Raw genomic sequence first — 13,048 nt, 5'->3', positions numbered from 1 at the left:
GGTCAAGCATAGCCTTTCAAGGTGCATCCGGGGTTGCGCTATCGCAGACGGCCGGTCTTGATTTAGCCGCAGAACGGCATAAACTGCGCGGCCGTTTTGCCTCCGGAAGCACTCCTCATGTCTGACGTATCCCCGGCCCGCGCCCTCGGCATCGACTTCGGCACCTCCAACTCCACGGTCGGCTGGCACCGCCCGGGCGTCGAATCGCTGATCGCCCTGGAAGACGGCAAGATCACCCTGCCCTCGGTGGTCTTCTTCAACATCGAGGAGCGTCGCCCGGTATATGGCCGCCTGGCCCTGCACGAGTACCTGGAGGGCTACGAAGGCCGCCTGATGCGCTCGCTCAAGAGCCTGCTGGGCTCCAAGCTGATCAAGCACGACACCAGCGTGCTGGGCAGTGCCCTGCCGTTCAAGGACCTGCTGGGCATGTTCATCGGCGAGCTGAAAAAACGCGCCGAAGCCGATGCCGGCCGTGAGTTCGAGCAGGTGGTGCTGGGCCGCCCGGTGTTCTTCGTCGACGAAGACCCCGCCGCCGACCAGGAGGCCGAGGACACCTTGGCCGACGTGGCGCGCAAGATCGGCTTCAAGGACGTGTCGTTCCAGTACGAGCCGATCGCCGCGGCGTTCGACTACGAGTCGGGCATCAGCCGCGAAGAGCTGGTGCTCATCGTCGATATCGGCGGTGGTACCTCGGACTTTACCCTGATCCGCCTGTCGCCCGAGCGCCACCAGGTGGCCGAGCGCCAGGACGACATCCTCGCCACCGGCGGCGTGCACATCGGCGGCACCGACTTCGACAAGCAACTGAGCCTGCAGGGCGTGATGCCGCTGTTCGGCTACGGCAGCCGGATGAAGAGCGGCGCGCTGATGCCCACCAGCTACCACCTCAACCTGGCCACCTGGCACACCATCAACGCCCTGTACTCGCAGAAATCGCAGTTGGCCCTGAGCAGCATGCGCTACGACATCGAGGACACCCTTGGCATCGACCGCCTGTTCAACCTGATCGAACAGCGCGCCGGGCATTGGTTGGCGATGGAGGTGGAGGCCAGCAAGATCGAACTGACCGAGCGCGACAGCCGGAGCATCGACTTTGGCCGGATCGAGCCGCAGCTGTCGGCCGAGCTGACCCGGGTGCTGTTCGAGGAGGCCATCGACGGGCTACTGGAGCGGGTGCGCGGCAGCGTCAGCGAGCTGCTGGCCAAGGCCGGCGTGAGCGAGGGGCAGGTGGACACGGTGTTCTTCACCGGTGGTTCCAGCGGCATTCCGGCGCTGCGCAACAGCGTGGCGGCGATGCTGCCCAATGCGCGGCATGTGGAAGGCAATATCTTCGGCAGCATCGGCAGCGGATTGGCCATCGAGGCGCGCAAGCGTTACGGCGCCGCCTGAGGCTCCCGTCCTGCAGGAGCCAGCTTGCTGGCGAACCAGGCGCCGCGGTGGATGGCACCGGCTACGCCGGTGTTCGCCGGCAAGCCGGCTCCTACACGTATAGCGTAGGAGCCGGCTTGCCGGCGAACAGGATCAAACCAGCTCCGCCCGCTTCAGCTCACTCTTCAGGTAGGCGTAATAGATCGGCCCCGCCACCACCCCCGGCAAGCCGAACGCCGCCTCGAACACCAGCATCGCCAGCAACAGCTCCCAGGCCTTGGCGCTGATCTGCCCACCGACGATCCGCGCGTTGAGGAAGTACTCGACCTTGTGGATCACGATCAGGTAGCCCAGCGCCGCCATCGCCACCCAGATCGACAGCGACAAGCCGACGATGGTGATCAGGGTGTTGGACATCAGGTTGCCGATCACCGGCAGCAGCCCGAGCAGGAAGGTCAGCACGATCAGGGTCTTGGTCAGCGGCAGGTGCACGCCGAACAGCGGCAGCACCACGGCCAGGAACACGCCGGTGAACAGGGTGTTGAGCAGCGAGATCTTGATCTGCGCGAAGACGATGTTGCGAAACGCCTGCACCAACAGGCTCAGGCGCTCGAACAGCGCCGCGGCCAGCGGCTTGCGCCGTGACACGTCGGGGATGCGCTGCAAGGCGACGATGGCGCCGAGGATCATGCCGATCAACAAGGTCACGAACATGTGCGCCATGCCCTTGCCCACCAGTTGCAGTTCGCTCAGGTGGCTCTTGAGCCAATCGCCGATGGCCACCTTGAACTCGGCGGCGCTGGCCGGCAGGTAGGCGTCGATGAACGGCGGCAACTGGCCACGGGCGCGCTCGACCAGGGCCATGAACTTGTCCAGCGAGGCCCCCGGGTTTTCGGCCTCGTGCAAAAGGAAACTGAAGGCGCCGGCGATCAGCAACGTCAGCGTGCTCACCACCAGGGTGCCGAGCAGCGCCACCGCCAGCCAGCGCGCGCGTTGCCCGGCGATCAGCGGCTGCAGGCGCGGAGTGAGCATGTTGACCAGCTCGAACACCAGCAGGCCGGCAAGCAGGCTCGGCAGCAGTTTCAGCGGCAGCGCCAGCAACAGCCCGGCGACGACGATGAGCAGGCTGGCAAGGGTGATCTGGCGGGGGGTGAAGGTCATACAGCCTCGACGGCAGACAGCGGAAAGACCCGCAGTCTGCCAGCCTTCCTGGCAGAGGCATAGGCGCAGGTCATTTCTTCTTCAGGCAGTCGCTCATGTAGGCCTTGCGCTCGTCGCCCTTGAGCGCCTTGGTGGTGGCGTCGGCGTTGCAGGTCTTCATCTTCTCCTGCTGGGTGGCCGGCTGGCTCTTCTTCAGGCAGGTGCTCATGAACGCCTTGCGCTCGTCGCCCTTGAGGGCCTTGGCGGTGGCGTCGGCGTTGCAGGTCTTCATCTTTTCCTGTTGCGCGGTGGCGGCGAATCCTTGCCCGGCGATCAACATGCCCAACACCAGCAGGGGTACGTGCAGCAGCTTCATGGAGTGGTCTCCTTGTTCCCGCGCCCGATGCGCGGTCGTCGAGCAGAGTGTAGACAACAATTCTTACATTTCTGTCCGCGCTTGCCGCCGGTACTGCTCCGGCGTGCAGTGGGCCTGGCGCTGGAACATGGCGATGAAGGCCGAGGCGCTGCTGTAGCCGAGGTCGAAGGCGATGGCCTGGATCGGCAAGCCTGCCTCCAGCGCCTCGATGGCTCGCAGGAAACGCAGGCGCAGGCGCCATTCGCCAAAGCTCATGCCCAGTTCGCGCAGGCAGTGGCGCGCCAAGGTGCGCTCGCTGACGTGCACCTGGGCGGCCCAGTCGGCCAGCGGGCGGTTGTCGCCGGGCTCGACATGCAACGCCTCGAGCACCTGGCGCAGGCCATCGCTGCGGGCGAACGGCAGGTAGCAGGTCTGGGTCGGGATCTGGTGCAACTGGTCGATGAGCACCTGTACCAGGCGCTGGTCGCGCGCGTCCTGGGCGACCTTGAGGTCGCGGCGGGCGAAGTCGCCGAGGATCGCCCTGAGGATATCGCTGGTCAGCAGGCTGCAGGCCTGGCGCGGCAGCTCGGCGCACAGGCTGCGGTCCAGGTACACCGAGCGGTAGACGATGGCCTGGGGGTTGTAGCTACCATGCTCGGCGTCCGGCGGCACCCACACCGCGTAGTGCGGCGGCGAGATGAAGCGCTGGCCTTCGACATCCAGGTGCATCAGGCCGTGTGAGGCATAGTTGAGCTGGCCCCAGGGATGGCGATGGGGGGCGCTGTGGGTGTCGGCGCCGAACTCGTCGTAGCGGAAGTACACCGGGGCCGGCAGTTGGTCGAAACGGGGGATGTCGAGGAATTTGCGGGCCATGCTGTCTGCTTCGCGGGGTAGGTTGTCTGGATGGAAGTATAGGCTTACTAACAGACAGACGATAATCATCGCCTGCCTGGGACCGCCTTGCGGTCCTTTCGCGACACAAGGCCGCTCCTACTGAAGAGCGCATCCCCTGTAGGACCGGCCTTGTGTCGCGAAAGGGCTGCAAAGCAGCCCCCAGGAACTCCCGCCTTACCGAGAACCTGTGCAACATGAACTACCTCTTTCCCCTTCTGGCCATCCTCATCTGGGCCGGCAACACCGTGGTCACCAAGATGTCCGCCGGTGCCATCTTCCCCGCCGAGATCGGCTTCTACCGCTGGCTGCTGGCCGGCCTGCTGTTCACCCCGTTCCTGCTGCCCAAGGTCTGGCGCAACCGCGCGGCGATCCGCCCGCACCTGGGCAAGGTGTTCGTCCTCGGCGTGCTGGGCATGGCCATCTACCAGAGCCTGGCCTACTTTGCTGCGGGCATCACCAGCGCCACCAACATGGGCATCATCCTTTCGCTGATGCCGCTGATGTCGCTGGCGCTGTCCATCGCCTGGCTCGGCCAGCGCCTGAGCTACGGCGCGCTGCTGGGTGCGCTGGTGTCGTTCATCGGCGTGCTCGAGGTGGTCTCGGCCGGGCAGCCGGCGACGCTGCTGCACCAGGGCTTGAACGGCGGCGACCTGCTGATGCTGGTGGCCACCCTGGCCTATGCGCTGTACAGCTTCCTGCTGAAGAAATGGCAACTGCGCCTGCCGCCGCTGCAACTGCTGTACCTGCAAGTGCTGGTGGCGATCCTGGTGCTGCTGCCGTTGTTCGTGCTGTCGCCCAAGACAGGCCTGAACGGCCAGAACCTGGGCCTGGTGCTGTATGCCTGCGTGCTCGCCTCGATGGTGGCGCCGTTGCTGTGGATGCAAGCCGTGCACCGCTTGGGGCCAAGCCGCACCACGCTGTTCTTCAACTTGCTGCCGGTGGTCACGGCGGTGATTGCTGCGGCAGTGCTGGATGAGCAGTTGGCCAGTTATCACCTGGTCGGCGGCCTGTTGACCTTGGTCGGGGTACTGCTGGCCGAGCGCTGGACCACGCCGGTACGGCGTTAGCACCCGGGGAGCGCTACGCGCTCCTTTCGCAACCCAAGGCCGCTCTCACAGACCAACGCAATCCCCTGTAGGAGCGGCCTCGTGTCGCGAAAGGGCCGCGAAGCAGCCCCAGGCTTCTCACAGCCCCGCAGCCTTGAGCCGCGCGGCGTGTTCGGTGAACAGCCGCACCGGCTCGGCGCCCTTGCCGACCGCGCCTAATGACTGGTTGACGATATCCAGGTGATCAAGCGGATAGTCGTCACCAATCACCTGGCCCAAGTGCGAGCTGAAGCGCCCGACCATGCCATCGCACTGCCCCTTCTCCCTGACAAAGCTGCGGGAGAACAAGCGGCAGAAGTAGTTGCTGCCGTCGAAGCGGTTCAGCCCCTGGTCGGTGCGCCCCGGCTGCAAGGTGCCTGACCAGGAGTAGTAGCGCACGCCGTTCACCTCGGCCGGCCCCTCACCGCCCCACACCTCGGGCAGCCCCTGTGGATAAGCCTGGTTGAACAGCGCCACCCCGGCGCGGGTCAGCGACTGGTGCGAGGCGTGCACGTCGATCGGCAGCGGATCCCGGCGCCAGCCGGTCTCCAGCCAGCCCAGCACTACCGCCAGGCCATGCAGAATCGCCTTGAGGATACGCCCCCGGGCCGAGTCCCCCGGTGCCGTGTGTTCGAGATGGTCGGCCAGCTCCGAGCCATGGTTGGGGCCAGCCACCGAGGTCACCGAGGCCACCCGGCCTGGCCGCTTCGCCGCCGCATAGCGGGCACTGAGCGCGCCCTGGCTGTGGCCGATCAGGTTGACCTTCTCGGCCCCTGTTCGGCGGCAGATGTCCTCGATGATGATCAAGAGCTGCTCGCCGCGCACCTCGCTGGAATGCAGCGGCGACACCTGCACCGGGAACACCTGCGCGCCGCCCCGGCGCAACGCCGGCACGATGCCGAACCAGTAGGGGTACAGCAGCGCCCGCACGAAGCCGAGCATGCCCGGCACCAGCACCAGTGGATAACGCGTGGCCAGCTCCTGACTCATCAGCCTTGCCCTCTTCCGTGGACGAGCGCCCCACACTACAGCGCGCCCCGGGTCATTCGCAATCGAACTCCCGGCGCGCCGTGCGGTTCCAAGCAGAACAGACCCTGAGCAAGGAGCGGGACCATGTACAAGCAGACCCTGGCCATCCTTCTGGCGAGCGCCACCCTGGCCGCCTGCGGCAGCCGCCCGGAAAACCCGGTGGACTACGTCACCTACCGCGACGAACCGCTGGTCAAGCAGGTCGAGCATGGCATGACCATGCAGAAGGTCATCGCCATCGGCGGCAGCCCGTCGAACGTGATCGACCTGCCCCACGGCGGCACCTGCAACGACTACATCCTCAACCGCGACGGCCACCAGCAGCCCTACTACGTACGCTTCGACGCCACCGGCCACGTCGATGCCAAGGGCTTCAAGACCTGCAAGCAACGCCAACAAGACAGCGACGCCGTGCACGGCGCATGACACCCCATGACCACCCTGATCGTTTCGGAGATGAACATGAGCGTTGAACTGACCGATGTGAAGACCCTGCGCGAACGCGCCCGCCAGCATGTCGAGCAAGGCGCGGTGACCGAGGGTTATCACGCCGACCGCGAGAAGATCCTGCGCCTGCTCAACGAATCGCTGGCCACCGAGCTGGTTTGCGTGCTGCGCTACAAGCGCCACTACTTCATGGCCAGCGGCATCAAGGCCAGCGTCGCCGCCGAGGAGTTCCTCGAGCATGCCAACCAGGAAGCCGAGCACGCCGACAAGCTGGCCGAGCGCATCGTGCAACTCGGCGGCGAGCCGGACTTCAACCCGGACAACCTGACAAAGAATTCCCACGCCCAGTACGTGGCGGGCAATTCGTTGAAGGAGATGGTGCTGGAGGACCTGGTGGCCGAGCGCATCGCCATCGACAGCTACCGCGAGATCATCCAGTACATCGGCGACAAGGACCCGACCACTCGGCGCATCTTCGAGGACATCCTGGCCCAGGAAGAAGAGCACGCCGACGATATGTCCGACCTGTTGCAGGGGTTGTGATTGCAAGGGATCGGGTAACTTGTGTGAGAGCGGCCTTGCGTCGCGAAAGGGCCGCAAAGCGGCCCTATTTCTTGCCCTTCACCGCCGCCGGCGCCTTGCCGGCGCGCATCTGCTGCAACAACGGCGTGCACTGGTTGGGCGCATCGCCGCTGCTCGGCGCGATCAGCGCCAGCAGCCCTGCCGCCGGCCCGGCCACCACGCCCAGGGCTACCATCCCGGCCCCGCGCAATGCCAGCGGCACGGCCTGCACCCCGGCGCTCGGCTTGGCGAACGGCCCGCGCACATACAACGGTGAACGCAGCGAGAACAAGCGCAGGCCTTTCGATTCCGGGGTGATCTTCAAATCCAACTGCTCGCTGGCGAAATTGGCCGTGCCGTTGATGTAGATGATCGCGTTCTCGGTATCGAACACGAACAAGCGGGTAGTGGCCAAGCCCTCCTTGATGCCGACATCGGCCGCCGCGCAATTGATCTTCACCTCTTCGTCACCGAACAACTTGCCGATCACGTAGTTGCCAACGTTGAGCCCGGCGATTTCCATCAGGCTGCGGCTGATCGCGCCATCGTTGATCAACAGGCGCAGGTCACCGTTGGCGGTGCCGAGCAACGCCGCCACCGAGTTGCCCCGGCCCGTGATGTCGGCGTCGCCATTGAGCTCGCCGAAACTGGTCTGCATGGGCGCGAAGCTGGGGAACAGCTGCTTGAGCTTGAAGCCGCGCGCGGTCAGCTGGGCCCGCCCCTGCATCGGCATGCTGCGCCCGTCCAGGCGGATGTTGGAGTCAAGATTGCCCCCGGCCACGCCGAAGCGCAGCGGCTCAAGACGCAGCAGGCCGTCCTCGAGGATCACATGGGCCGACAGGTCGTTGAATGGCAGCTTCTCGCTGTGCACGATGCGCTTGCCGGCAAAGGTCACGTCGGCATCCATCGCCCGCCAGCGCTCGGTGCGGAACGCCTCTACCGGCAACACCTTGTTGGCCGGCTGCTTGCTGGCCCCACCGCGGGCCTTCTGCTCGGCGTTGGAGTCGGCGCCGATCAGCGGTGCCAGGTCCTTGAACAGCAATTGATTGGAAACCAGGTTGCCGGACAGTTTCGGTCGGGGCTGGCTGGCGACGAAGGTCAGGTCGCCGTGGATATCACTGTCGCCGATCTTGCCGTTGAAGCCTTCATAGCGGAAATGCGCGCCCTCGGCGGCATGCAGGTTGGCGCTCAGGTGGCCGTCGGTGGCGTAGGGTGGGGTGTCGGGCAGGGTCACGCCGGTCAGCGGGTAGAGGTTGCCCAGGCTGCTGCCGGAGAGTTTCAGGCGCAGGTCGAGGGCACCCAGGTTGCGGGGGTCGGTCAGGGTACCGGCAAGGGCGACATGGGTATCGCCAATGCGCACGTCGGCCTGCAGCGGGAATGGCTGGCTGGCGTCCTGCAGCGCCAGCAGGCCGCCGATCTTGCCGGTGCCGGCCACCGCCTGGTCCTTGTAGCGACCCTGGGCCTTGAGGCCGAAGGCATAGTCCTGGGCCTTGCCGGCCTTTTCGGCGCGGGCCTTGCCGACGATGTCGCTGAACGGCACCGGTTTGCCCAAGGGGTCCACCTGGACCTTCATGCGGGTCTTGAGGGTCTGGTCGTCGAAGCTGATGTTGCCCTGGTCGAAACCGATGGCGCCGATATCCAGCTCCCAGCTGGAGGGTGCCTGGTTCTCGTCCTTGGGCCCGAAGTCGAACACCCAGTTGGCCCGGCCGTCGGCCAACCGGGTCAGGCTGGCAACGGGCTTGACCAGGTCGATCCGCGGAATGCTGATGCGCTGGACGATCAACGGCAGCGGCGCCAGGCGAAACTCCACCCGCTCCAGGCCCACCATGCGCGGTTCCTTGAGCCACTCGGGGTTGCCCAGGCTGAGGTCTTCGGCGGTGAAGTGCGGCCAGGGCACGAAGGCCCGCCAGCCGCCCTCCTCGGGCTCGGTGCGCCAATGCACGGCAAGGTTGCCGTTGATGGCGAAGGGGCGGTGCAGGGCCTGGGAAACTTTCTCGTTGAGCAGCGGCTTGACGCGGTTCCAGTCGAAGGTGGCGATGACCACCACCAGGATCGCCAGCAGGGTGACGAGGGTGGCGAAGGTCCAGACGAGGATTCTGGCAGGGCGCGTCATTGCGGGATTCTCCTGACTGCATGGCACAAGGGCGGCGCGATACTGGCACTCATTATGTCGGACTGATGAAAACCCGTCGGGTTTAATCCGCAGGCCATGATAACCAGGTTTTTCCTGACGTCTTTCTCAACTTTTGGTCGGTGGCGATCGCCTTTGTTACCGGGTCATTGGCGTGCCACTTTCTTGGGAAAGGCCTGTAAACATTGAACCAGAGCGCCTGCCATTCAGTATCAATCGCGTCGATTGTTACCATTATCCTGATGAACTTCTCTCTGCAGTTACCGAGCGTAGCATTGGCTCCGTACCCACTTTCCAGCCCCCGAGAGGAGCACCGAATCATGAAACGCCATCTGCTGCTGAGCCTGACCCTGTCTATCCTTGCTGCCAACGCTTTTGCCCTGCCGGCCGCCGACCAGCACCTGAACGCCGAATCGCGCTCCAGCGCAGCCACTGTCGCGCAACCGCTGAACACCTTGGCAGAAGGTGGCGCCGAACGCCTGCAAGAACGCGCAGGCCGCGTGGCCGAAGGGGGCTCGGACCGCCTGATCGAACGCAACAACCGTGTCGCCGAAGGGGGCTCCGATCGCCTGATCGAACGCAGCAACCGTGTCGCCGAAGGTGGCTCGGATCGCCTGATCGAACGCAGCAACCGTGTCGCCGAGGGTGGCGCAGAGCGCCTGAACGAACGTAACAACCGCGTGGCCGAAGGTGGCTCGGATCGTCTGCTCGAACACAGCCGCGTGAGCTGATCGCCATGGCCGAAAACAACAACCCGCCCCGCTGCGCCTGCTCCCCTCCCAGCCCGGTCCATTGACCGGGCTTCGTTTTTTTATCCACAATCGCAGGCCGTACAGTCAAAGAACCCTGCCCCATGCTGCCGCGCGCCGAACAGAAGCTGCAAACCCGCCAGGCCCTGCTGGATGCCGCCTGCCAGCTCATGGAGAGCGGCCGAGGCTTTGGCAGTATCAGCCTGCGTGAGGTGGCCAAGGCCGCTGGCATCGTGCCCACCGGTTTCTATCGCCACTTCCCCGACATGGACGCCTTGGGCCTGGCCCTGGTGGCCGAGGTCGACACCACCTTCCGCCAGACCATCCGCCTGGTGCGCCACAACGAATTCGAGCTGGGCGGCATCACCGACGCCTCGGTGCGCATCTTCCTCGATGTGGTCACCGCCCACCGCGCGCAGTTCCTGTTCCTCGCCCGCGAGCAATACGGCGGCTCGCAAGCGGTGCGCCAGGCCATCGCCCGCCTGCGCCAGGACATCAGCTCGGACCTGGCCACCGACCTTGCGCGCATGCCGCGCTGGCAGCACCTGGACGGCGCCGCCCTGACGGTAATGGCCGACCTGGTGGTCAAGACCGTGTTCGCCACCCTGCCGGAGCTGATCGACAGCAACGACCCGGCCGATCCACAGGCCATGAGCGCGCAGGAAAAGATCACCCAGCAGTTGCGCTTCATCTTCGTCGGCGCGCGGCACTGGCAGGGGCTGGGCAATCCAGGCTGACGCTGTTGCCCAACAGGATCGTGTGGAACGAACCGCTGGCCACTTCTGCTACCATGGCGCCCTGCCCGACCGTCACGAGCGTCACCATGTCCGACCCCTGCCCTGCATTGACCCGTTTCCGCCAGCATTTCGCCGAGCGCATCGTGCCGCTGTGGCAGGGGCCTGGCTGGAACGCCGACATGGCCCTGCCCTTCGAGGCCCTCGACGCCGAGCACCGGCCCCTGCCCGTGCAGCGCTACCGGGCCATGGCCTGCGCCCGCCAGCTGTACCTGTTCAGCAGCCGCATCGAGCAACCGGGCGCGGCGCAGCGCGCGGCAGCGCTGTTGCGCTCGCTGCAAAAGCATTTCCATGACGCCGAGCACGGCGGCTGGTTCTACAGCATCGACGCCCAGGGCAAGCCGCTGGACCGGCGCAAGGACCTCTACACCCACGCCTTCATCGTCTTCGCCTGCGCCCACTACTGGGGCAAGGTCGGCGACGGGTTGGTCGAAGCCACGCTCAATGGCGCGCTGGAAGTGATCGCCGGGCAGTTCGCCCGCGACGACGGCCTGTACGAGGCCAGCCTCGGCGAAGACTGGGCGGACCTGGGCAGCGGGCCGCTGCAGAACCCGCAGATGCACCTGGCCGAAGCCTTCTTGCAGGTGCTGGCCGTGCGTGAGGACGAGCCAGTGCGCCAGGCACTGCTGCAACTGTGCGACGCCTTGCAGGCGCAGTTCATCGACCCGGCCCACGGGCTGATGCTGGAGAAGCCACGCGGGGCTGTGGATAACTGGTTCGAGCCAGGCCACCAGTTCGAATGGTTCTACTTGCTGGACACCTCGCCGCTGCTGCGCGGCGGTGCGTTGCATGCCTCGATCAGCCGCGGCTTCGACTATGCCGAACAGGCTGGGGTGAAGGATTCGGCGGTGCTGGCGATGCTCGATGTGAACGGCAAGGTCATCGACGCGACCCAGCGGATCTGGGCGCAAGCCGAATACGTGCGGGCGCTGGCCTTGCGGCCGGACAGCGAAGCGAAGTTGCTGGCGCAGCTTCAGGCGCTGGCGTCGCGGTTCCTGCATGAAGGCGGCTGGCATGAGTGCCGGGATGGCGCCGGAGCAGTGAGCCGTCACGACATGCCTTCGACCACCCCTTATCACCTGGCGACCTGCCTGGAAGGCTTGCAGCGCCTGGCCTGAAGTAATCGCCTTGTAGGAGCGGCCTTGTGTCGCGAAAGGGCTGCAAAGCAGCCCCAGCAATGTGTGCGTTTGCGCTGTAATCCTGGGGCTGCTGCGCAGCCCTTTCGCGACACAAGGCCGCTCCTACAAGGGCGGGCGTGCCGGTACAGACGCCCTCGTATCAGCCCTTGGCCGACCGGTCGATGGAGAACCCAGCCCAGTCCTGGCTCACCGGCATCAGCTCGAGGCTGTTGATGTTGATGTGCGCCGGCTGGTTGAGGATCCAGAAGATGGTCTCGGCGATATCCTGCGGCTGGATCGGCTCGGCACCGGCATAAGTCGCATCGTACTTGGCCTGGTCGCCGCCGAAGCGCACCAGCGAGAACTCGCTTTCGCACAACCCAGGCTCGATGTTGCTCACCCGTACCCCGGTGCCGCGCAGGTCGCAGCGCAAGCTCAGCGAGAACTGGCCGACGAAGGCCTTGGTGCCGCCATAGACGTTGGCGCCCGGGTACGGATAGTTGCCCGCCACCGAACCGACGTTGAGGATCGACGCGCCGCGCCCATGGGCGATCAGCCGTGGCAGCAGCAGGCGGGTGGTGTACATCAGGCCCTTGATGTTGGTGTCGACCATGGTTTCCCAGTCGTCCAGGCTGCAGTTCTGCGCGGCATCGACGCCCAGCGCCAGGCCGGCGTTGTTGACCAGGCCCTGGAGCTTGTCGAAGCTTGGCGGCAGGCTGGCGATGGCGGCCTCCATCGCCTGGCGATCACGCACATCGACCACCAGGCCGTGCACTTCGGTCTTGGCCGAAAGCTCTTCGCACAGCGCATCCAGACGCTCCTTGCGTCGACCGGTGAGCACCAGTTTCCAGCCGGCGTCGGCGAACCGGCGGGCGGTGGCCTCACCGAAACCGGAAGTCGCGCCAGTGATGAATACGGTGGACGTCATGCTCTTCTCCTTTCCTTAGCGGTGGGTTGCCTTTTTGCAGGCCTCGCAGCATGCCCAACGCGCGGCTTGCCGACAACCGTTTCCCGCACTGAGCAAAAACTGAGCAGCTGTGCAGAACCCCCGCAATAGGCGGGTTTCACAAGGCTATGCGCATCTTATCCACAAGGCTTTCCCCATGGATTGGGGGCAACTCGTCGGGCCAGGGGAACCCAGGGCTGCAGCGCAGAACAGCGCATGATGGCCGAAGGCTTTCAAACATGCCGCCTGCGGCGCTCTGTCCAAGGTTTTTGCACAGAGTTATCCACAGGATTTGGCAAGGCTGTGCAGCAGTGCCGAATGGCCGAAAATAGCCCGTGCAACTAGCCCTGAAGGGCACCTGATCAAAAAACACACAGGTCACCACAGGCTTTGATAATCAAGGGATACAGAGAGATGCCACCATGTTTTCC

Annotated in this window: 13 protein-coding genes; 7 read left to right on the top strand and 6 right to left on the bottom strand. The window is 65.2% G+C overall.

All coding sequences use genetic code 11. The annotated features are described in order from the left end of the window. Positions 1 to 117: 117 nt before the first annotated feature. Positions 118 to 1,389 carry an Hsp70 family protein gene (locus tag NJG22_RS14665; RefSeq protein ID WP_253095471.1) on the top strand — a complete coding sequence of 424 codons (1,272 nt, stop codon included), beginning with the start codon at positions 118 to 120 and terminating at the stop codon, positions 1,387 to 1,389. 132 nt (positions 1,390 to 1,521) lie between these two features. On the opposite strand, the gene NJG22_RS14660 is transcribed toward NJG22_RS14665, so the two are convergent. From NJG22_RS14660 to NJG22_RS14650, 3 genes are all read right to left on the bottom strand, one after another. Then, the gene (locus tag NJG22_RS14660; protein WP_253095469.1) at positions 1,522 to 2,529 is read right to left on the bottom strand and encodes a hypothetical protein; all 1,008 of its coding nucleotides are present in this window, start codon (positions 2,527 to 2,529) and stop codon (positions 1,522 to 1,524) included. A gap of 70 nt (positions 2,530 to 2,599) precedes the next feature. Further along, on the bottom strand, positions 2,600 to 2,884 hold the full coding sequence (locus tag NJG22_RS14655; RefSeq protein ID WP_217852414.1) for a PsiF family protein: 285 nt from the start codon (positions 2,882 to 2,884) through the stop codon (positions 2,600 to 2,602). Positions 2,885 to 2,947: 63 nt separating this feature from the next. Next, on the bottom strand, positions 2,948 to 3,736 hold the full coding sequence (locus tag NJG22_RS14650) for a helix-turn-helix transcriptional regulator (protein WP_253095467.1): 789 nt from the start codon (positions 3,734 to 3,736) through the stop codon (positions 2,948 to 2,950). A 215-nt stretch (positions 3,737 to 3,951) separates the two neighbouring features. Between NJG22_RS14650 and NJG22_RS14645 the strand changes: the two genes are divergently transcribed. Next, the gene (locus NJG22_RS14645) at positions 3,952 to 4,824 is read left to right on the top strand and encodes a DMT family transporter (RefSeq protein ID WP_253095466.1); all 873 of its coding nucleotides are present in this window, start codon (positions 3,952 to 3,954) and stop codon (positions 4,822 to 4,824) included. A gap of 117 nt (positions 4,825 to 4,941) precedes the next feature. On the opposite strand, the gene NJG22_RS14640 is transcribed toward NJG22_RS14645, so the two are convergent. Further along, a complete protein-coding gene (locus tag NJG22_RS14640; protein ID WP_253095464.1) occupies positions 4,942 to 5,832 on the bottom strand; it encodes a triacylglycerol lipase in 891 nt (296 codons plus the stop codon). A 123-nt stretch (positions 5,833 to 5,955) separates the two neighbouring features. On the opposite strand from NJG22_RS14640, the gene osmE reads away from it, so the two are divergent. Further along, entirely contained in the window at positions 5,956 to 6,297 is a 342-nt protein-coding gene (gene osmE / locus NJG22_RS14635) for an osmotically-inducible lipoprotein OsmE (protein ID WP_217852406.1), read from the top strand. 6 nt (positions 6,298 to 6,303) lie between these two features. Next, positions 6,304 to 6,861: a ferritin-like domain-containing protein gene (locus NJG22_RS14630; RefSeq protein ID WP_253095463.1), complete on the top strand. Its 558-nt coding sequence runs from the start codon at positions 6,304 to 6,306 to the stop codon at positions 6,859 to 6,861. A 64-nt stretch (positions 6,862 to 6,925) separates the two neighbouring features. Here the strand turns inward: NJG22_RS14630 and NJG22_RS14625 are convergent, their stop codons facing one another. Continuing rightward, positions 6,926 to 8,992 carry an AsmA family protein gene (locus tag NJG22_RS14625; protein ID WP_253095462.1) on the bottom strand — a complete coding sequence of 689 codons (2,067 nt, stop codon included), beginning with the start codon at positions 8,990 to 8,992 and terminating at the stop codon, positions 6,926 to 6,928. 338 nt (positions 8,993 to 9,330) lie between these two features. Here NJG22_RS14625 and NJG22_RS14620 point away from each other — a divergent pair, with 338 nt between their 5' ends. The 3 genes from NJG22_RS14620 to NJG22_RS14610 all read left to right on the top strand — a co-directional run bounded on the left by NJG22_RS14620 (position 9,331) and on the right by NJG22_RS14610 (position 11,671). Further along, complete coding sequence (locus NJG22_RS14620) at positions 9,331 to 9,741, top strand: phage infection protein (protein ID WP_253095461.1); 411 nt, start codon at positions 9,331 to 9,333, stop codon at positions 9,739 to 9,741. 122 nt (positions 9,742 to 9,863) lie between these two features. After that, a complete protein-coding gene (locus NJG22_RS14615) occupies positions 9,864 to 10,496 on the top strand; it encodes a TetR family transcriptional regulator (RefSeq protein ID WP_253095460.1) in 633 nt (210 codons plus the stop codon). Between the two features lie 86 nt (positions 10,497 to 10,582). Continuing rightward, entirely contained in the window at positions 10,583 to 11,671 is a 1,089-nt protein-coding gene (locus tag NJG22_RS14610; protein WP_253095459.1) for an AGE family epimerase/isomerase, read from the top strand. Positions 11,672 to 11,831: 160 nt separating this feature from the next. On the opposite strand, the gene NJG22_RS14605 is transcribed toward NJG22_RS14610, so the two are convergent. Next, positions 11,832 to 12,599, bottom strand: a complete 768-nt coding sequence (locus tag NJG22_RS14605) for an SDR family oxidoreductase (protein ID WP_253095458.1) — start codon at positions 12,597 to 12,599, stop codon at positions 11,832 to 11,834. Positions 12,600 to 13,048 lie beyond the last annotated feature (449 nt).

The sequence above is a fragment of the Pseudomonas sp. VA159-2 genome, from assembly GCF_024126635.1.
In the GTDB taxonomy this organism is placed as follows: domain Bacteria; phylum Pseudomonadota; class Gammaproteobacteria; order Pseudomonadales; family Pseudomonadaceae; genus Aquipseudomonas; species Aquipseudomonas muyukensis.
This window is presented reverse-complemented; position numbering and strand designations above follow the sequence as displayed.